Source organism: Hyalangium ruber (genome assembly GCF_034259325.1).
GTDB lineage: Bacteria > Myxococcota > Myxococcia > Myxococcales > Myxococcaceae > Hyalangium_A > Hyalangium_A rubrum.
This window is the reverse complement of record NZ_JAXIVS010000008.1, coordinates 430,311-450,476: the sequence shown is the minus strand read 5'-3', so window position 1 is coordinate 450,476 and position 20,166 is coordinate 430,311. Positions and strand designations below refer to the sequence as shown.

At 69.7% G+C, this 20,166-nt stretch carries 13 protein-coding genes; 4 read left to right on the top strand and 9 right to left on the bottom strand.

What is annotated here, in order from left to right; genetic code table 11:
• Positions 1-14 precede the first annotated feature (14 nt).
• The 8 genes from SYV04_RS24770 to SYV04_RS24735 all read right to left on the bottom strand — a co-directional run bounded on the left by SYV04_RS24770 (position 15) and on the right by SYV04_RS24735 (position 15,513).
• On the bottom strand, positions 15-1,946 hold the full coding sequence (locus SYV04_RS24770) for a hypothetical protein (RefSeq protein WP_321548348.1): 1,932 nt from the start codon (positions 1,944-1,946) through the stop codon (positions 15-17).
• Positions 1,947-1,999: 53 nt separating this feature from the next.
• Positions 2,000-3,208, bottom strand: a complete 1,209-nt coding sequence (locus SYV04_RS24765) for a cytochrome c (protein ID WP_321548347.1) — start codon at positions 3,206-3,208, stop codon at positions 2,000-2,002.
• A gap of 91 nt (positions 3,209-3,299) precedes the next feature.
• Positions 3,300-6,668 (bottom strand): serine/threonine-protein kinase, encoded by a 3,369-nt coding sequence (locus tag SYV04_RS24760; RefSeq protein WP_321548346.1) that lies wholly within the window; start codon positions 6,666-6,668, stop codon positions 3,300-3,302.
• Positions 6,665-7,495 carry a hypothetical protein gene (locus SYV04_RS24755; RefSeq protein ID WP_321548345.1) on the bottom strand — a complete coding sequence of 277 codons (831 nt, stop codon included), beginning with the start codon at positions 7,493-7,495 and terminating at the stop codon, positions 6,665-6,667. The genes SYV04_RS24760 and SYV04_RS24755 overlap by 4 nt, the downstream gene beginning before the upstream one ends.
• A gap of 45 nt (positions 7,496-7,540) precedes the next feature.
• Positions 7,541-10,105 carry a TonB-dependent receptor plug domain-containing protein gene (locus SYV04_RS24750; protein ID WP_422723969.1) on the bottom strand — a complete coding sequence of 855 codons (2,565 nt, stop codon included), beginning with the start codon at positions 10,103-10,105 and terminating at the stop codon, positions 7,541-7,543.
• Between the two features lie 359 nt (positions 10,106-10,464).
• Positions 10,465-11,370, bottom strand: a complete 906-nt coding sequence (locus SYV04_RS24745) for a PhnD/SsuA/transferrin family substrate-binding protein (protein ID WP_321548343.1) — start codon at positions 11,368-11,370, stop codon at positions 10,465-10,467.
• On the bottom strand, positions 11,367-13,886 hold the full coding sequence (locus SYV04_RS24740; protein WP_321548342.1) for a tetratricopeptide repeat protein: 2,520 nt from the start codon (positions 13,884-13,886) through the stop codon (positions 11,367-11,369). Before SYV04_RS24740 ends, SYV04_RS24745 begins: the two co-directional genes overlap by 4 nt.
• Positions 13,887-13,899: 13 nt before the next feature.
• Positions 13,900-15,513: a SpoIIE family protein phosphatase gene (locus SYV04_RS24735; RefSeq protein WP_321548370.1), complete on the bottom strand. Its 1,614-nt coding sequence runs from the start codon at positions 15,511-15,513 to the stop codon at positions 13,900-13,902.
• A gap of 332 nt (positions 15,514-15,845) precedes the next feature.
• On the opposite strand from SYV04_RS24735, the gene SYV04_RS24730 reads away from it, so the two are divergent.
• The 4 genes from SYV04_RS24730 to SYV04_RS24715 all read left to right on the top strand — a co-directional run bounded on the left by SYV04_RS24730 (position 15,846) and on the right by SYV04_RS24715 (position 19,784).
• Complete coding sequence (locus SYV04_RS24730) at positions 15,846-17,006, top strand: metalloprotease (RefSeq protein WP_321548341.1); 1,161 nt, start codon at positions 15,846-15,848, stop codon at positions 17,004-17,006.
• A gap of 124 nt (positions 17,007-17,130) precedes the next feature.
• A complete protein-coding gene (locus tag SYV04_RS24725; RefSeq protein WP_321548340.1) occupies positions 17,131-18,144 on the top strand; it encodes a thiamine pyrophosphate-dependent dehydrogenase E1 component subunit alpha in 1,014 nt (337 codons plus the stop codon).
• Between the two features lie 2 nt (positions 18,145-18,146).
• Positions 18,147-19,202: an alpha-ketoacid dehydrogenase subunit beta gene (locus SYV04_RS24720; RefSeq protein ID WP_321548339.1), complete on the top strand. Its 1,056-nt coding sequence runs from the start codon at positions 18,147-18,149 to the stop codon at positions 19,200-19,202.
• Positions 19,203-19,286: 84 nt separating this feature from the next.
• Positions 19,287-19,784 carry a GNAT family N-acetyltransferase gene (locus SYV04_RS24715; protein ID WP_321548338.1) on the top strand — a complete coding sequence of 166 codons (498 nt, stop codon included), beginning with the start codon at positions 19,287-19,289 and terminating at the stop codon, positions 19,782-19,784.
• Between the two features lie 8 nt (positions 19,785-19,792).
• Here the strand turns inward: SYV04_RS24715 and SYV04_RS24710 are convergent, their stop codons facing one another.
• Entirely contained in the window at positions 19,793-20,155 is a 363-nt protein-coding gene (locus SYV04_RS24710) for a TIGR02266 family protein (protein WP_321548337.1), read from the bottom strand.
• Between the last annotated feature and the right edge of the window lie 11 nt (positions 20,156-20,166).

The window sequence follows — 20,166 nt, the reverse complement described above, 5'->3', positions numbered from 1 at the left end:
GGTCGCTGTCCTTCTCAGTTCTCAGGGATGATGTGGAGCTTCGGGGCAGCGTCCACGTGGCAAGCCTGGGCGCAGTTGCCAAAGCGGTTGGGCTCGACGATCTCCGCCTTGGAGGCGAAGCGCGAGGCGAAGAACTCGTCGCCGTGCATGGACAGGTGGCAGGTGCTGCACGTGTCGATGCTCGGGCGCAGGGTGCTCTCGCGCGTCAGGTGGCACATGGTGCAGTCATTCTTCGCCGCCGGGTAGCGGGGCGAGCGCACGTGCAGCTTGTGGATGAACACCTGGATGCGGTTGCCGCGCTCCGTCTCGTACTGGTGGCAGGACTTGCAGCCCTCGACGTGGTCCACCGGCAGACCGTGGCGCAGGTTGTCCAGCGACAGCACGCCGCGGTGGCAGATCTGGCAGTTGCCCACCCGGCCCGGGTAGCTGCTGCGCTCGTCGGTGCCCACCTGGAAGAAGTAGGGCCGGATCTTCGCCACACGCTCACCGGCGAAGTAGCGGTTCCACTTGATGAGGGCCACGTACGTGCCCGCCTCGACGTTGGTGGGCAGGGTGCTGCGGTAGCGCGTGCCCCACTTCTGGGTGATCTCCGCGGTGTTGAGCGGCGCGGTCGCCGTCTCGTTCACGATGGAGTACGGCAGGATGTCCGGGCTGTAGTAGTGCTCGCGAACCTTGGGGTTGCCGCGCGTGCGCATCTTGTTGAGCGGACCGGCGAAGGTGATGAGCGGGATGGAGTCCACCTCGGTGGTGCGCTCGTAGTACGGGATGTTCATGTAGAGCAGACCGTTGGCCTTGTCGGTCAGCACGTCCATGCCGCTGGGCAGCTCGTCCGGCTTGTGCAGGCGGTTGCCCTGGTCGTCGCGCAGGTCGACGAACCAGTCCAGCGTGTCGCCCGGCTTGTAGTAGCCCTCGGGGCCCGAGGGAGCCACCATCTTCAGGTGGGGGTCGATGCCGAAGCCGCAGCGCACCTCGTTGTTGTTGGCGTCGTAGCAGGTGGAGGCGGCGCCCTGGGCCGTCACGAACTCCACCGGGAAGTAGAACGGGTCATCCTCCATCTGGGTCCACGTCACGCGGATGGAGCCGTCGCCCACCAGGTCCGCGGGGATGCGGAAGGTCTTGAAGGGGTTGGTGCTGCCCACGAAGTCCAGGCGGGCCACGCTGCGGGTGAGCGGGGGCTCGGGCGGGAAGCCGGGGATGACCGGCAGCGGGCGGATGGAGGTGTCACCCGGGAAGGCGGGGGGCAGCACGCGCTCCAGGTGCCAGGCAAAGCGGCTGTGGCCGGCGCTGGGCGTGTTGGCGATGAACTCCGAGCGCAGGTACCGCTCCTTGGCCTTCACCGTCCCATCCCGGTCGAGCACCTCGATGATGAACGCGTCGTCCTTCACGTTGCGCCAGTTGGCGTTGTCGAAGTACACGCGGCGCGACCAGTAGTCCTGGGTGGCGCCCGGCGTGCCCTCGAAGAAGAGCCACTCGTCATCGACCTGGCCCACGTTGCGCCAGTCCAGCTTCTTGAAGCGCGACTCGTTGCGGAGCCAGCTCACCACTTCGCCCAGGCGGGTCGGGTCGTTGTGGAGGTTGACGCGCACGTCCATCACGGTCAGCTGGTTGAGGAAGTAGTCCGTGTTGGTGATGATCTGCAGCTTGCCCGGCGGCAGGTTGCGCGGCGGCTGGCCGTCGATCTCCACGGGGCTCTCGCACGTCTCGGGGTAGCCCGGCATCACCCCCGTGTTCTTCATCACCACCTGGCCGTTGGGCATGCTGGCGCAGCCGTTGTACATCTGCAGCGACAGGCGGATGGCGCCAGAGTTGGACGACTGGTACGGGTCGAAGGCCCGCGCACCGCGGCCCGTCGCATTCTCCGGATCCGTGACGTCCAGCAGGTTGCAGCCAAGGGTTGACAGGAAGAGCGCGCAGAGCGCGCCAGTCAGCAGATTCGGACGGTTCATGAGCACTGCACCAAGGCGCCCTCGCGGGCGGCGGGAGGAATCAAGGTTCTTCATCACGGAATGTGGACCGCCTGCTGCTGAACCCACGCAGCCAGGGACATGGACTGGGACTCGTCAATCAGCTCGGCGTAGGTGGGCATCTGCGTGCCCGGCACGACTGCCTCGGGGTTGCGGATCCACTGGGCTACCTCCACGGTGGGCTTGGACACGGAGCGCTTGAGCATGGCGCGGAACTTGGCGCCCTCGGCATGGCAGGAGACACAGCCCAGCTGGGCGAAGAGCTGCTCGGGAGCCGCCTGCGCGGAGGCCTTGGCGCGCGGCGCCGCGCTCTCGGGCAGGGGCTGCGCGGCCAGCTTCGGCAGCGTCTGAAGGAAGCGGTACATCGCCTCGGCGTCCGCGTCATCCAGGCCACGCACGCGAATCATCGGATCGCGCAGCACGTAGCCCTCCGGGTTCACGCCGTCGCGCAGCGCGCGGGTGAACTGCGCCAGGTTCCACTTGCCCAGGCCGCTCTCGTGGAAGGTGATGTTGGTGGAGAAGATGGTGCCCGCCGGCGTGGGGAACTCGAAGCCCCCCGAGAAGGCCTCCGGCTTATGGTGGCGATCCTGCGCCACGCCCGGCGAGTGGCACTCGGCGCACCCGTACACCTCGAAGGCCAGGTAGCGGCCGTACTCCGGGGTGGGGCCCTTCGGCGGCGCCTTGAGCCCCGAGGCAGGGTGGCTGGCCACCGGCGCGAACGACATGCCCAGCGCCAGCGTGCCCACGAGGCTCAACCGCGGGTGCGGCTGGGCGCGCTCGTCGGCGGCGAACACCGGATCGCCCGAGCGCATGAAGCCGATGACCGCCGCCAGGTCCTCATCGGACATGCCCAGCACGGGCATGATGACGATGCGCCGGCCATCGCGGCGCACGCCGTAGCGCACGGCGCGGGCGATCTCCTCGTCCTTCATCGAGGCGATGCCGGCGGTGGGGTGCGTGGTGAGATTGGCCGAGTAGATGGGGCCGAAGACCTCGGGCAGATCCTTCATCTGCCCTCCGGCGACGCGCCCCTGACTGTCCTGCATGTGACAGTTGGCGCAAACGTTCATGAAGATGTGCCTGCCGCGCTCGATCGACTGAGCGTCGGTGGCCGCTGCAATGGGGGGCAGCGGCGCCTCGACAGGGCTGTTCAGCGTCGAGCTCGCCTTGAAGAACAGCCCACCGGCCGCGATGGCCAGCAGAGCCGCAAGGGCGCCGACACCGATGAGGATTTTCTTCACCATTCCCATTATCTAGAACGTTGTCTGAAGGACGTTATCACAAGCGCTCCGCCGTGAGGAGTTGGCGTCCTTCCGCCCCTCACGGCACGTCGTGTCATGGCTGGGTCTGCGACTGGATCTCCACCGTCTGGCCACGCACGGCCATCACCCACTGTGAGCGCATCGGCTGGCTGGGGCAGGTGATGAGCACCTCCAGCTCCTTGCCGGCCTCGATGGACGTCTCCAGGGGCGGGCTGCCCGAGAGCATCTCCTCGCCCACCTTCACGCGGCAGCCCGGCGCGCTGGCCGCGACGCTCAGCTTCCCGGTGCTGCCCGGCTGGGGCAGGGCCTCGGGAATGGTGTTCACGTCGATGCGGTCGCGGCGCTCGGTCGTCCCGAAGCGGCGCAGGCGCCCATCGACGGCCGTGGAGACGCGCAGGGTGCCCGGCTTCTCGATGCGCGGGGTGTGCTTGTCCACCAGCAACCCCTCGATATAGAGCCGCTCGTTGCTCGACAGGTTCACCACGTCGATGCCACCGCTGTTGCCCAGCAAGGTGACACCGGCCACCCCTACCACCGCGACGATGGCGAGCGCGGCCACCAGGCCCACAATCCACTTGCGCGACGAGGCCGGCGGAGGCGGCTCGTGGACCACGGCCGCGGGCCGGGGAGCGGGCTGGACCGCGGTCGGCGCGACCGCCGGGATGCCGACGCTGGAAGGAGCATGGACCGGAGCGCTGCGCGCGGGCGCCGACTGCACCGTCGCCACCTGCGTGCTCGCCCGAGCCACGGGTGCCGGAGCGGCCGCCACGGCGGGCACCGCCACCGAGGGACGCGAAGGCTGCGGCGCCGGGGCCATGGTGGCCGGGGGCGGAGCCGAGGCGATGGGAGGAGGCGTCGCCGGCCCCTGCCGGATGCCCGAGCGGGTCGAGCCGCTCGATGCCTGCGGCTGCTGCTGCGCGCCCTGAGGTACGGCCACTCCAACGGCGCGAGCGCCCGTCTGGCTGGGGCGGGCCTGGGGACTCGCCCCCTGCTTCACCTTCACCTGCTCGGTGCGCTCGACCTCCATCCCGCTGGAAGCATCCGGAGCCGCGGCCATGGCTCCCGCCGCGGCCGCGATGGGCTGCTGCTGCTGCTGAGGCTGGGGCGGCGCCGCCGGAATCGGACGCGGGCCGCTGCCGGAGCGAGAGCCGGTGCCGGTGCCCGTGCCCACGCCCGGACGCGAGCCCGTCAGGCCCGGACGCGAGCCCGTCAGGTTCGGCCGCGAGCCGGAGCCCGTGCCCGAGCTGGCCACGGCGCCGGCCAGCCGCGCCGACGAGGAGGTGTTGGCGCTGGGCTCGCCCCCGCCCGTGGTGATGCGCGGGTGAGAGCCGGAGCCGGACGAGGCCGTGGCGGGCGCGTACTCCACCAGCCGGTCTCCCAGCGTGTCCTTGAAGAACTGGGCCACCGCGGCCGGCGAGGAGTTGAGCCGGTGGTGCGCCATCACCGCTTCGATCTCCTCGCGCAGCGCCGCCGCCGAGGACGTGCGCCGCGAAGGGTCCTTCACCAGGGCGCGGAGGATGAGATCCGACACGTCCTGGGGAATGCTCGGCTTGAGCTGCGAGGGCACCGGCGCCGGCTCACGCACGATGGCGTTGAGCGTGGCCGCGTCGTGGTCCCGGCGGAACGGCAGCTGCCCGGTGAGCAGCTCGAAGAGCACCACGCCCAGGGCGAACACGTCGTTGCGCGCGTCCAGCGGGCGACCGGCGGCGGCCTCCGGGGAGATATAGGAGATCTTCCCCTTGAGCACGCCGGCCTGGGTGTGGTCCTCGCCCTGCACCTTGGCGATGCCGAAGTCGCTCAGCTTGATGGCGCCGTCGAGCGAGATGAGGATGTTGTGCGGGCTGACGTCGCGATGCACCACGGGGTGCGCGTTGCCGGCCGGGTCCACGTAGCTGTGGGCGTAGTGCAGACCGGCGGACGTCTCCGCGACGATGCGCAGCGCGTGCTCCATGGGCAGCGCCAGGCCCTTGCGCCGCAGCTCGTTCATGAGCCGCTTCAGGTCCGGGCCGCGCACGTACTCCATGAGGATGTACGCCACGCCCTCGGTGACGCCCACGTCGAAGGTCTGCACGACGTTGGGGTGCGTGAGCCGCGCGTTCGCCCGCGCCTCGGCGAACAGCATGTCCACGAACTCGGGATTCTCCGCGAACTGCTGGAGAATCTTCTTCATCACCAGGAACTTCTCGAAGCCTTTGACGCCGACCTGCTTGGCGAGGAACACCTCGGCCATGCCGCCCTGCCCCAGCCGGCGGATGATCTGCAGCTTGCTGGCGCCGTGCGAGCCGCTGATGTCGGTGTTGTTGCCGCCCTGCGGGGCCTGCTCGGCGGTGGCCGACCCGAAGAGGAACTGGGTGACGGACTTGCCCTCCAGCGCCTCGATGTCCTCCAGCGGCCGGTCCGTCAGCGGCATGCGCGACAGGAACTGGGCCAGGTTGGGGATGTTGGCCAGCCGCGAGGCGCCGCCGCACACCGCGCAGGGGCGCTCCTGGCCCTCATTGGCCTTGAGCTGCTGGAGGAACGTGGACGCGTGAGCGCGCTGGTGGTGGACCTGGCCGCAGTTCTGGCACTCGTAGGGCAGCCACAGCGTGTGGATGCGCGCCGGCAGCTGCTTGCCGCTCTTGGCCATCGGCGAGAGCACCGCGGGCGGCACCCGGCAGAGCACCACCTGGGCGCCCTTGGAGGCCGTCTCCAGCACCTGCTCCAGCTTCAGCACGCCCTCCAGCTCCACCTTCGCCACGTGCGAGAAGTCGAAGGCCACCCGGCCCTCAAGCCCCGAGGCCAGCCGGCGCACGTTGAGATCGCCCCGGATGACGCTGGCCAGGGTGACGTAGGTGATGTCGTCCTGAACGATCTTCAGGTGCGTGGGCAGGTCCAGCGGCTCGGCGGCGACGGAGAGGCGCAGGTAGCGCATCACCACCGGATCCACGGTGCCCAGGTGCTGCCGGCGCGCGTAGTCGAAGAACTCGCCCGGCAGATCCGCGAACTCCAGCGGGTTGGTACACACCGGGCAGGTGTGCTCGGGCGCGCGGCTCTCGGAGATGGCCTGCGCCTCGTCCAGCAAGTTGACCGAGCGCATCCGGTCCTCGCCGCACGTCTTGCAGGTATAGGGGGCGAGCACCGACAGCACGCGCGCGACGCCGGCGAAGCCCTCCACCATGTTGAGCTGGTCCACCACCACCGGCGGCGCGTAGACCATGTACATGCCGATGGCGCCCGAAGGCAGCTTCGAGGCGAACTCGATCCACTTGCGAACGCCGAACGAGCTGATGCGGTCCACGCAGCCGAGATCGATGATGATGATCCCGTTGAGCTCCGCGCTGGAGGACGTCAGCGGGAACGTCTCGTCGATGACGCCGGAGATGCGAACGTGGGTGATGTTGCCCACCTTCGACCGGCTGATGTTTGCGTTAGAACCCTGGTTCTCCACCGGCCCTACCCTCATTCCATGCAGAACAGCAGCGATTTGGGGAGCGCCGCACGGCGACGCACATCACCCAGGTCCACCGCGCACAGTACCCGTGTCTCCCGTCCTCGGACCACACGCACGGCGATGGTATCGCTGTGCTCGATCATCCGCCTCAGCCCCAACCCCGCGCCACCCCCCGAGGAATTGACCTGCACCTTCCCACCATAGGAGGCCAGCGCCCGGGCAAAGGGCCCGGTGGTGAGCCGGCCGAACCGGTCCACCGCCTCCAGATAGATTCGCCCGCCGTCCACCGCGAGCGCCAGCTCGCAAGCGTCCTCGGGATCCACCTGCTGCACCTCCGTTCGTCGGTGGGCATACTTCGGCTGCCCCTGCGGATCCACCGGCGCATCGAGCATGGCATTGACCGCCAGCTCGTGCAGCACATCCGCCGCCAGCTGGCCGGCCACCTTCGAGCCGCCCGCCTCCGCGACCACCAGGGAGGCGGCCTCGGCGGCATGCTGCACGTCCTTCAACCGCATCAGCCGCTGCCGGGCGACCTCGACGCCCTTTGGCACCAGCTGCTCGCCGCGAAGCACCGCCCCCAGTAGCCGCGCCTCCCAGTCCGAAGGCCCCATGTCGGCGTCCGTGCCCCGTGTGGCGAGCAGCAGCACGGGGGGATCACGCGTGAGCAGCTCCGCGTGCTCCGGCGTCAACCGGCCGTCGAAGAGGACCAGCCGGCGGACGGCGGCGCGCGACCCACCCTGATCCTCCAGGCTCGAGTACAGGGACACCCCACCCCGCGCCAGCGTGGGGGCTACCTGCTCGAGCACCGTCGGAGCGAGCGATGGGTCGGCGATCAACAAGAGGCCACCAGGGGCCTCTCTCTGGGTGATGGGTCTCACAGCCGCCTAGTAACGGAACTTCACTTCGCTGTACACGCCGCGCCCGGGCGCCGGGAAGCCGTGGGACTCTTCGTACTTGGAGTCGAACAAGTTGTTGCCCAGCAAGGACACGGACAGGCCCTGGGTAACGTTCACGCCGACGCGGGCGCTGGCGGTGACGTAGCCCGGCAACTGCACGCGCTCGGCGACGCCCGAGTCGTCCAGCAGGAAGCCCGGATCGAAGCGGTTGCCCACGTACAGGCCGTACACCTCGGCGAACGCCGACTTGCCCAGGTTGGTGCGGGCACGCGCGTAGAGCCGGTGGCGCGGCGCGTAGTCGAGTTCGGTGGAGGGGCCGCCGCCGTAGGGCAGCGCCTTGGCGTCCAGGAACTGGTAGGCCACGTCGAAGGAGGAGTTGGCCGAGGGGATCTGCGCGGCCGCCTCCACCTCGAAGCCCGCCACTCGCGCGTCGCCGATGTTCCGGAACTGCGAGGTGGAGCCGAAGATGAGCTGCTGGTTAATGAAGTTCTTGGCGATGTTGTAGAAGCCCGTGCCCGTCAGGCGCACGCGGCGCTCGAAGGGCCAGTAGTCCACCGAGGCCTCGAAGGTGTCCAGCGTCTCGGCGCGCAGGTCCGGGCTGCCCAGCAGCGTGGCGGCGTACATCTGCTGGTTGATGGCCAGCTCCGCCAGGGTGGGGGCGCGGAAGGCGCGGCCGTAGTTGGTGCGCAGCGTCAGGTCCGGCATCGCGTGGAACACCACGGAGGCGCGCGGGGAGATCTGATCCTTGCGCGCCGTCCAGACGTTCTCGGGGATCTGGTAATTGTCGTAGCGGGCGCCCACGCCGAGCACCAGGCGGCTGGTCGGCCGGTACTCGGCGTCCACGAAGCCGCCGAGGATCATCTGCGTGGTGTCGTCCGAGGTCAGGCCCGCCAGCACGTTCTGGTTGTTGACCAGGTCGTCCTTCACGTCGCCACCGAAGGTCAGCGACAGGTTGCCCGTGGTGACCAGGGCGCGCGCCTCACCACCGTAGCGGCGGCGCTTGCCGAGGGCCGGCTGGAGCTCGCCGGTGACCATGTTCTTCAGGTCCACCACGCGGCGCTTGAAGAGCGTGTAGCCCTGGGCGAACACGCGCACGTTCTCGTTGATCTGCGTGTCCACCTGCGCGGCGGCGTTCAGGTTCTGCACGTGCTCGGTGTCGTCAGCCGTGTAGTGGCAGCGGCCGCAGTTGCCCACCGTGGAGATCTGCGTGCCGCCGGGGCGGCCGATCTCCGCGTCGGTGAAGTCCGCGTCCAGCGAGAACATGCCCACCTTCAGCTTGCCGCTGGCCGAATGCACCACCGAGTCCTGGTTGGTGTCCTCGAAGCCGGTGGCCGGGTTGTTGAACAGCTGCGCGCCGTCCGAGCTGAAGCCGTAGTAGCTGGCCAGCGCCTCCACCGGGCCCGCGCGACCGGCCGCCGTGGCCTGCACGCGGTAGGTGTTGTCCTGGCCCGCCAGCACGCGGCCGTCGAAGCCCAGGTTCTTGCCCTCCTGGATGAGGTCCCCAGGCTGGCGCTCGATGATGTTGATGACGCCGCTGAAGGCGTTGGAGCCGTACAGCGACGAACCCGGGCCGCGGATGACTTCCACCTGCTTCAGGTTGGTCACCGGCGTCGTCTCATCCGCGTAGAACTGGCCCGTCCAGGGGTCCGTCAGCGGACGGCCGTCCTTGAGCAGCAGCAGGCGGTTGGACAGGTAGTTGGAGCCGAGGCCACGCGCGCTCACCGCCACCTTGCGCATGGAGCCGCGGCGGCACTCGAGGCCGGGGAAGTACTGGATGGCCTCGCACAGGGTGAAGGCGCCCGTGCCCTCCAGCTCCTCGGCGGGGATCCACGACACCGTGAGCGGCACGTCCGAGATGTTCTGCTTGCGCTTGCCGGCGGTCGTCACCACCGCCTCGCTCAAGAGCACGTTCACCGACTCCTCGATGGAGTCCTGGCCCGCCGTCGGATCCGGATCGAAGCCGGCCAGGCCCGCGGGCGGCGGCAGCGGACGCGAGGACTCGGGGCCGGTGAACGGCGAGGACTGCGGCACGTTCGAGGTCGGAGGCGCGGCGACCGTCGGGTCGGACGGCGAGGCCGCACCCGGCATCGGCGACGTCGTGGGCGGCGGGCTCATCGGCGACGGGGCCGGAGCGGGCTCCGCCACCGCGGGCTTGGACTCGGGCGGAGGCGGCGGGTCGAACGTCGGCACGCTGGGCTCCGTGTCGGGAGTCGTGGGCAGGGCCTCCATGGGGCCCGGTGCCGTCGGATCATCCGGGTTGAACGCATCCAGGGGAGAGGACGTGGGCTCGGGAGTCGTCGCGGCCGGAGCGGCGACCTTCTTCGCGCCCTTCCCCGTCTTGGGCGTCTTGGGCGTCTTGGGCGTCTTCGTCGTCTTCGCCGTCTTCGGCTTGGCGGGCTTCTTCGCCGGCTCCTGCGCTTCGGCGTTGCCCGTGGCGAGCCCCGCGATTACGCAGAAGACAAGGGAGAGTTGCAGAGACGTCCGGAGCAACCGGTGCCCGGAGAAGATCCGAGCCGCAGCGCGCCGCGGCCAACGCAAAACAGTCGAGTGCATCATTCTCACATCCGCTAGTGGAGCAGCCTTCTACGGTTCTTGAAGCCCCGAACGACAGTCCGAGCGGAGGAGTACCCCTTGGCTGCAAGGTTCGCTCCCGAACGCTCCAACTGTCGGATCCAAGTTACCCTACTGCGTTCACGTGAGCCAAGTGGCGGCCTAAAACCACCGGGTGCCGCACTCCCCCACCCGTGCGCCGGCACATCCCACCTGGGTGCCTCTCGGAACGGGCTCAGCTCTCTCCCGCCTCTGACGGGCTGGGTCCTGCCGACCCCACCCTGACCGGTAGTGGGGTCTGATTCCGCGTGACGACCTGGCCGGGCACCCGAAGGGCCCGGCCACTTGCTACATATCGTGTCTCAATCGTCGGGCTGCTCGCCCGAGACTTCCATGGCGCTGGTGAAGGAGGGCAGCACCGGGTTGAGCTGCTCGGACTGCACCAGGGCATCGGTGTCCACGCGCAGCACCGGGCTGTCGATGATGACTGGCTGGCGGCGCGGTGGACCCTGCTGGGCCAGCTTGCGGAAGTCCTCGAACTCACGGCCCTGCACCTTGACGAAGGCGCTGAAGGGGGCCACGGAGGAGAGCTGGGAGAGGTTGTTCTCCAGGGACTCAGGGTTGCCGCGCAGGCTCACCAGCACCGCGCCGGGCACCTTGGCGCTGCGGAAGAGCACCTTCATGTCCTTGGGCACGTGCGACACCGGCACCAGCGCGGCCTCGGCGCCCTTGGCCTCGAGCGCCTTGAGCGCCGACTCCACGTTGGGCACCGAGACGATCTTGAAGTGGCGCTGCGCATCCAGGTCGCCCGCGAAGACGACGTGCGAGACGAACTTCGGATCCGAGGGCCCCGAGCCCTTGGTGAGCGCCAGCCGCTTGCCGGCGAGGTCCTTCACCGAGCCCTTGGCGTTGGAGACGATGGCCCAGCGCTGGTTGGTGTCTCCGGACAGCGCGGCGAAGGCCACCGGGGTGGCCTTGGCGCCCAGCTGCACGGCGGCCCACGCGTCCACCACGGCGAAGTCGACCAGGCCGTCGGAGATGGCCTTGGAGAAGTCCTCGTAGCGGCCGAAGCTCTTGGCCGCCACGGGCTGGCCCAGCGCGGTGCCGAGCTGGCCCGCGAGCTTCTCGGCGAACTCGAAGCGCTCCTGGCCGTCCGTGAGGGTGGTGGGCAGGAACACGCCGAGGGTGGACTTCTTCTGGGCCCACGCGGCGGGCGCCCAGGCGCACACCATCGCGAGGCAGATCAGCAACAGGCGAGAGGTCTTCATGGGAGGGTCTCCGTGGCGGTGGCCTCGGACGGCTCGGAGGCGGTAGCGCCGCCGCCCAGCCCATAGAGGACGACCAGGCGCTCGCGCCACTCGCGGACGACGCCCGCGCGCGAGCCACCGGTGGCCAGGTAGCGGCGGTAGGCATCCACCGCCTCGGGAATGTCATCGCGGCGCTCCTGGGCGTCGATGCCCAGGTTGAGCGCGGCCGTGGGCACCTGCGGCTCGAGCCGCTTCCAGGTGACCACCGCGTCGGCGGCCTTGCCCTTGCGGTACTCCACGCAGGCCAGGTTGTGCTGCAGCACCGCGTCCTCGGAGTCGGAGCCCAGCGCCGCCTTGAAGGCCTTCTCCGCCAGCTTGAAGTTGCCCGCGGCGTACGCGCGCTCGCCTTCCACGCGGTGCAGCGCGTTGGCCAGGGAGGACATCCACTTGGCCTGCCAGGGCGAGGGCTTCTTGGCCGCCGCCGTCAGCAGCTTGCGCGCCTGAGGCACCTGCTCCTTGCGGTAGAGCATGTAAGCCTCCGCCAGCGCGCGCGTGTTGGACTGGGCCCAGCGCGGCGTCGGGGTGAGGCCGCGCTTGAGCGCCGCGTTCGCCTCGGCGAAGCGCTTCTCCTCGGTGAGCAGCAGCGCCTTGGTGAAGGACTCCAGCTTGGCCAGGTCCGGCTGCTTGGCGAGGTTGAACTTCTCGGCGAGCTCCACGTCCTTGCGCGCCGCCTCCAGCTCCGACCCTTCCAGGCGCGTGAGCGCCCGGCGCAGCAGCATGAGCGGCAGGTTGGCCTCGGCCAGCGCCCGGGCGGCCTTGGAGGGGCCCGGCTCGGACAGCCGCTGCACCGCCTCGTCCACGCGGCCCAGCTCCACCTCGGCGAGCGCCGCGCCCACGGACACATCCGCGAGATCCTCGGGCTGCTCTGTGAGCTTCACGGCCTGATCGAAGGCGGCCAGCGCCGCCTCGGCGTCTCCGGCGCCCAGCCGTGCGTAGCCCAGCAGCCAGTGCTCGCGCCAGGTGGCGCCCTGCATCGTCGCGCCCTGCTCCAGCACGGCGCGCGCCCCGGTGAACTCGCGCTTCTCCAGCATCGCCGCGCCGAGCCGGCGGGCCATGGCGGCGCTGCGATCGAGATCGTACGCGCGGCGCAGATCGCGGATGGCGTCATCCAGCCGGTTCGAGTCGGCGCGGCCCCGAGCGCGGTGCGCCAGCGAGCGCGCCAGCCACTTCTGGGCGGTGGCGTTGCCCGGCTCGACGTTGAGCGCGGTGGTGTAGTCCTCGATGGCCTGATCCCACTGGCCGGTGGCGAAGTGGTCGGCGCCCAGCAGCACGTAGCCCAGGGCCTGGCGCGGGGCGAGCTCCACCACGCGACGGTGGATCTCCACGGCGCGCTGGAAGCGGTTGGCGCGGCGGTTGACGGAGCCGAGCGAGGCCCACAGCTCCAGGTTGTTGCCGCCCGCCTGTGCCGCGGACTCGAGGTAGCGGATGGCCTCCTCGTTGCGGCCCTGCGCCTGCAGCGCGCGGCCCACGGCGATCTGCGCCGACACCAGGCCCGGCGCGAGCTGCAGCACCTTGCGGTACTCGGCCTCGGCCTCCGTGGCCTTCTTCTGCGCCAGGCGCACGTCACCGAGCAGCAGGTGCGCGGCCGCGGTGCCGCCCAGCTTCACCAGGGCCACCGCCTGCGTCTCCGCGCCGGCCACGTCGCCCGTGGACAGCAGCATGCGGCCCAGGCGCTCCTTGGGCTCGGGCGCCTGCGGGAACGAGGTGACGAGCTTCTGCACCAGCGTCTGCGCCTCCTGGGTGCGGCCCTCCATCTCCAGCACGGCCGCCAGGCCCATCTGCGTGGAGACCGACTCCGGGCGGCCCGTCTGGGCGCGCTGGAAGGCGGCGCGCGCGGAGGCCGGATCACGGCGCAGCAGGTGGCCGCGGCCGATCAGCTCGTGGATCTGGTAGTCGTTGCCGGCCAGCTTCTCCGGGCGCAGCGACAGGTAGCGCTGGAGCTTGGCGATGGCCACGTCCCCGCGCTGCTCATAGAGGTAGTAGCTGCCCAGGTAGTAGTTGACGATGAGGTGCTCGGGCAGGTTCGCGTCGGACACCTGCTCCAGCAGCGGCAGCGCCTCCTGGACGCGGCGCAGCTTGTAGAGCGCCACGCCCAGCGGGTAGGCCAGGGAGATCTCCCCGGGGTTGGAGGCGAGCACCGGCTTGAGCTTCTCGGCGACGCGGTTGTAGTCCTGCAGCAGGTTGCCCACGGTGCCCAGGCCCGCGGCGGCCGGCACCGAGGTGGGATCCACCGTGAGCGCCTGCTCGAAGAGCTGCAGCGCCTTGCGGTTCTTCTCCTCGGCCTCCTTCTTGTTGCCGGAGGTGAGGGCGGCGCTGGCGGCGACCTGGGAGACTTCCGCCTCCTTCACCAGCTGCTGGGACTCGGTGAGCGGCGGCGGGCGGTACTGCGCCAGGGCCGCGCTGCCCGAGAGCATGTTGACGAGAACGAGCGCCGACAGGAAGCGGCGCACACGGGTGGGTCGATGGATGCGGCTCATGCGGTTCCGGAAGCTAGGAGGCAGGGCTGAACTCGGCGACGACGACGGTGATGTCGTCACGCTGGGGTTGACCGGCGCTGAAGGCGCGCACGTCCGCCAGGATGGCGTCGCGCAGCGCTTCGGCCGACAGGCTGGCGTTGGCCTGGACGGCGGCGCCCAGGCGCTGGGTGCCGTAGAGCTTGCCGCCCGCGTCACGCGCCTCGGTGAGACCGTCCGTGTACCAGACCACGATGTCGCCCGGGCGCAGCTGCGCCTGGCGCGAGGAGTACGTGGAGGTGACAGAGGCGCCCAGCAGCGGGCCGCGCGCCGGCAGCGAGGCGAACTGGCCCGACAGCCGGTTGTAGACGGCGGCGGCGGGGTGGCCACCGGCCGCGTAGTCGATGAGGCCGTTCTGCGTGTCGATGACGGCCAGCGCGCTGGACATCTGGTACTCGGCGCGGCCCAGGTGGGCCAGGGTGATGTTGAGCGCGCTGATGAGGACCTGCGAGTTGAGCTGGTCCGGCTCGCGCATCGTCATGGCCGAGGCGAACCCCGAGGTGGCGCTGGTGGCCACCAGCGCCGTGGACAGACCGTGGCCCGTCACGTCGCCGATGCCGATCACCACGCGCTGCTCGTCCAGCGGGGCGCGGAACCACCAGTCGCCGCCGCACGCATCCGCGGTGACGACCAGGCCGGCGATGCGCAGGGGCCCCATCTGCAGCGCCTCGCGGCCGGGCAGCAGCGTCTCCTGCACCGTGCGCGCAAGCGACATCTCGCGCTCGAGCTGCGCCTTGACGCGCACGTCCTCGAGCAGGACCTTGATGCGCTCGGCCATGTGGTTGAACACCACGCCCAGCGTCTTCACCTCGCGGCCGGCGCCCGTGGCCTGCCCGGTGCTGCGAGCGCTCAGGTCACCCGCGGCCAGCTGCATCACCCGGCGGGTGAGCACGCCCAGGGGCCGGGTCACGCTGCGGCTCTGCAGCGCGGCGAGGATGCCGGCGAGCACCACGAAGCCGAGCCCCAGGCCCACGGTGCGCAGCGTCGTCTGCCGCAGGGTCTGCTGCTTGCTCTCCTCCAGCTCGTTGATCTGCTTCTGGAGCGCGTTGAGCGAGTAGCTGATGACGATGAGGCCCTTGCCGCTCTGGGAGTTGTAGTCCAGCGGCTCCTGGAACTCGAAGACGGGCTGATCCTGGAAGAAGGCGGTGGCCCAGCCACGCTCGGCCTTGCGGCCTCCGGAGGACTCGCCCAGCTTGGCGTCCTTGTCCGAGTCGGCCACCAGCAGCCCGTCGGCGTCGAACATCTGCACGCGCAGGATGTTGGGGTTGTCCTCGGTGATGGAGCGCGCCACCTCGGAGAGGAAGCCGTAGTTGTTGTCGCGCAGCGAGGTGGCGGAGGTGAGCGCCAGGGTGTGGCTCACCGTCTGTCCGAGCTCGCGGGCCTGGCTCTGGAGCCTGTCCTTGAAGCGGCCGGCGGTGTCCTCGAACAGGTTCTTCGTGGAGGCGAACGAGAGCGCGGCGAGCAGACCGACGATGACGACGACGAGCGCGCCCGTGGTCAACAGCAGCAACTGGTCCAGCCGCATGCCGCGGATGGAGGCCACGTCGGGCAGCTCACCGGCCTCGAGCGGAGCGACGATGGTGCCCGTCATCTCCCCAGCGACCGGGGCCGCCAGCGAGGTGGCGGTGAAGTTGACGGTGTGGTGGGTGGCCGTGGGCTCGACCGTTGGCCGCGTTCCTGTGTGCTCGGCGGGTGGAACGGAATCCTCAGGCGAGGCGTCTTCGGGTGGATTGAGGCGCGGGTTCGTCTTGTTGGACAAGGGCACACCTGAGGGACAGGCCGCGAACCGAGCGCGGGCTGGCAATGAAAAGGCGCCGGGACTGTAGCGCACTTCCGCGCGAGTGCGAGCCCCCGGCCCCCCTGCCCTGCAGCCCGGCTCCCCGCCGGTTAGGATGCCGGGCGTCCCTACCCCCTGGGGAGGCCATGACTCCGCGCTTCCGATTGGCCGGCTTTCCGGTCCAGGTTCACCCGCTGTTCCTCCTCACCACCCTGGGCCTCGGCGCGTCCCTGCTGAGGGAGCCGGCGCGGCTGGCCGTGTGGTTTGGTGTCGTCTTCGCCTCGGTACTCGTCCACGAGCTGGGCCATGCGCTGACGTACCGGCGCTATGGCTGCCCCGCGAGCATCACCCTGCACGGGCTGGGCGGAACCACCACGGGTGAAGACGCGGAGCGGCTCACCCACCGTCAACGGTTGTGGGTTTCCCTGGCCGGTCCGGTGGCGGGTTTCGTGCTCGGCTGCCTGGTGTGGGGGGTGCGCGAACTCACGCCCGCTGGCCTGTCCAGCGGCCTGGCGGGCTTCACGTTTCAAGCGCTGATCTGGACCAATTTTGGCCTGGGGTTGCTCAACCTGCTGCCCATTGTCCCCCTGGATGGCGGGCACATCATGGCGGCGGTGATCCGCGAGCGCGGAGGCTCCCGCTACGAGTGGCTCATCCACCTCATCTCCCTCGGAGTGGCCGCCTGCGGGCTCGTGCTCGCCATCCTCTATAAGGAGCTCTGGCTGGGGCTGCTCGCGCTCAGCCTGGGGGTGATGAACGGGGTGCAGTACTGGCGCGCGCGGGTGGAGGGGCGCTACATGCGCCAGCTCCGCTCCCCCACCCTGCTCCGACGCACCAGGCCCGCCGCGGGTGAAGCCGAGGCGCACGTCGAGCAACTCCTCCAGGACCTGCGCCTGAACGCTCACGCCTCAAACGCCTCGAAGAAGCGCCCATCTCCGGCCCGGCCTCCCGCCGAACTTCCAGAGGTGCCGCACGATCCACGCTTCGTGGGCGAGCTGCTGCTGGACAGCGGCCTCGCGGAGTTCGCCATCCGCCCCCTCCAGGCCGCCTTCACCGCCGAGCCCTCCGCGCGCACGGGCCACGCGCTGACCACCGCGCTGCTGAACGCCGGGCGCTTCGCGGACCTGGAGCAGCTGCTCTCGGGCCCGGGCGCCCCGCACCTCGGCGGAGAGACGCTGGCGCTCATCGCCACGCGCGCCGACACGGAAGGCCAGAGCGCGCTCGCCATCCGGGCCCGCGAGCTGCACCGGAGCCGCGGCGAGCCCCTGTCCTCCCAAGGTGCGCATGAGTCCAAGAAGCCGCGCTGATTGCCGCAGCGCGCCACACCCGCCTCCCTGCGTTCATCGAGGACACGTGCGCGCGGAGCAGGCTTGAGTCCGAGGGGCACCTTTGGGGTATAGGGGCATCCTCCCATTCCTCAGGAAGCCTCGCTTGTCACGACCCCGCTTGCTCAACCGCGATGAAGCCTCCTCCGGGCCCACGCTCGATCGCGAGCTGCTCGTCCGGATCCACGATGTGATGGTGAAGGCGCGCGTGCTCGAGGAGCGCCTCATCCAGATGTACAAGCAGGGCCACGGCTTCTTCTGGATCGGCGGCCCCGGCGAGGAGGCGTTCAACGTCCCGCTCGGGCTGCTGATGAAGAAGGGCCAGGGCCTGGACTACGACTACCTGCACGCCCACTACCGCCAGTCGGCCACGCTGCTGGCGCTCGGTGAGGAGCCCATCGGCGCGATGCGGCAGATGAAGAACACCGCCAGCGACCCGTACTCGGGCGGCCGCAACTTCGCCGGCCACTTCTCCAAGAAGGAGTGGAACATCGCCCCCGTCTCCTCGCCCATCGAGGTGCAGTACTCGATCGCCCCGGGCACGGCCATGGCGCAGAAGCGCCACGGCGGCGACGGCATCACCATCGTCACCGGCGGTGACGCGGGCACGGCCGAGGGCGATTTCGCCACCTGCCTCGTCTGGAGCAGCCGCCCCGCCAACCCGCTGCCCATCCTCATCATCGTCACCAACAACAAGTGGGGCATCTCCACCTCGGCGGACGGCCAGCACGGCGAGACGAACGTCGCCGACCGCGGGCGCGCCTTCAACATCCGCAGCAAGACCATCAACGGCAACGATCCCATCGAGTCCTACAACGAGCTGAAGGAGGCGATGGAGTACGTGCGCAAGGAGCGCAAGCCCTTCCTGCTGGAGGCGCGGGTGTCGCGCCTGTACGGGCACTCCTCGGCCTCGGGCGCCAACTTCGTGGGCAACGAGATGGACTGCCTCAAGGAGTTCGAGGCCAAGCTGGAGAAGGAGGGCGTGCTGACGCGCCAGCAGATGGACGAGCTGCGCAACCGCTACACCGAGGACATGGCCGCCTCCGCCCGCCTGGTGCGGGAAGAGCCGCTGCCGGCCCCCGAGACCATCTGGAACCACATCTTCGCGGAGAAGAAATAACCATGGCCAACATGGCTCAGGCCGTTCGCATGGCCCTGCACTACGCCGAGGAGCACCTCGGCGTGATGGACATCTTTGGCGAGGACGTGGGCATGCCGCTGGGTGGCGTCTTCACGGCGACCCAGAGCTTGAAGACGGCGTGGAACTCGCCCCTGGACGAGCGCGGCATCATCGGCACGGCCATTGGCCTGGCCATGGCGGGCCAGCGCCCGGTCGCCGAGATCCAGTTCGCCGACTACATCTACAACACCATCGATCTGCTGAAGATCGCCGGCAACACGCTCTGGTCCACCAACGGGGACTGGAACCTGCCCATGGTGGTGAAGACGCCGGTGGGCAGCGGCATCCGCGGCTCCATCTACCACTCGCACTCGTTCGACGCGACGGCGACCCACATCCCCGGCTGGAAGATCGTCATGCCTTCCAACCCGCTGGACGCGTACGGGCTGATGATCTCCGCCTGCCAGGATCTCAACCCCGTCATGTACCTGGAGCCCAAGGCGCTCCTGCGCGTGAAGGGCGAGGAGCGCATCCCCGGCGAGCCGGACGATGATCGGCAGCTGTCGAAGATGATCGACGCGCCGCTGGGTGACCGCTCGGCGTGGAAGCCGCAGTGGCCGGCGCTGGAGGCGTACGCGGTGCCCATCGGCAAGGGCAAGGTGGTGCGCGAGGGCACGCAGGTGACGGTGGTCAGCTACGGCCGCACCCTGCCCCTGTGCGCCAAGGCGGCCGACACCCTGCGCGAGGAGGGTGTGAGCGTGGAGGTCATCGACCTGCGCACGCTGTGGCCGTACGACTGGGACCTGCTCAAGAGCTCCATCGAGAAGACGGGCCGCGTGCTGTACGTGAACGAGGACACCGAGGTGACGAACTTCGGTGAGCACCTGGTGCGCCGCACGGTGGAGGAGCTGTTCTACAAGCTGCTGGCGCCGCCGCGGCTGCTGGCCGGCAAGTTCGTGCCCGGCATCGGCCTGGCCGACACGCTGGAGATGGCCAGCGTGCCGCAGCAGGCGGACGTCACCCAGAGCATCCGCTCGCTCGCCGCCGAGGAGCCGTAGGCGCACGCTGCGTCCATGTAGGAACTTGGGGCCGCCGTTCTCCTTTGAAGGAGCGGCGGCCCTTTCGTTACACTGCAAACCTTCGTGCCGCCCCCCATCGTCAAAAGTCCGACGCCGTCTCCCTCACCCGCCTCCCCCCAGGCGTTCCGCATCCGTCGCGCGCGCCGCGGAGATGCCGAAGCCCTGGCCACGCTGCTGCGGGAGCTCGGCTTCCCTGAGGGCTCGGACACGCAGACGGTGCATTGGGTCACCAGCCATCCCGAGATCGAGATCTTCGTCGCGTGCGATCCGCAGGACCGGCCCGTGGGCATGCTCAGCCTCTCGCACCGGCCGCAGCTGCGGCTGCGCGGGCGCATCGCCACGGTGGATGAGCTGGTGGTGACGGAGAGCTGGCGGCGGCGCGGCGTGGGCAAGGCGCTGCTGCTGCACGCCATCGAGCGGGCCAAGGTGCTGAGCGTGAAGCGCCTGGAGCTGGCCGGCCGTCACGAGGCCGGCGCGGAGCTGGCGAGCTTCTACGAGGCCTGCGGCTTCACCGCCGACTGCCAGGTGTTCCGGCACGACGGGTTCGAGTCCCGTCGCTGAGCCGCTGATCAGCGCTTCAGGCTGTCGATGAGGCTCTGGAGGCGAGTGCGATCGTCCTCCGTCAGCTTCGTGAAGCGCACGCCCACGGCCTCGGACTCGTCACGCACCCAGGCGACGACGCCCTGGAGCTTGAAGAGCTCGCCGTTCACGTGCAGCTCGAGCCGCACTGGCGCTCCCACGTCATAGGCACGTCGGGTGCGCAGGCACAGCCCGCCGCTCGAGATGTTCAGCGAATAGGCGCGGAGGGCCTTGGCGGCATCCTCCGTCTGGCTGAAGTGGACCTCGAAGCGTGCGGGTACCCGCTCCTCGGCTCGGCGGTTCGGCTGGGCTTCTCCACCCGTGAACGGCAGATCGGCGGAATCAGTGTTCATGTGGAACTCAA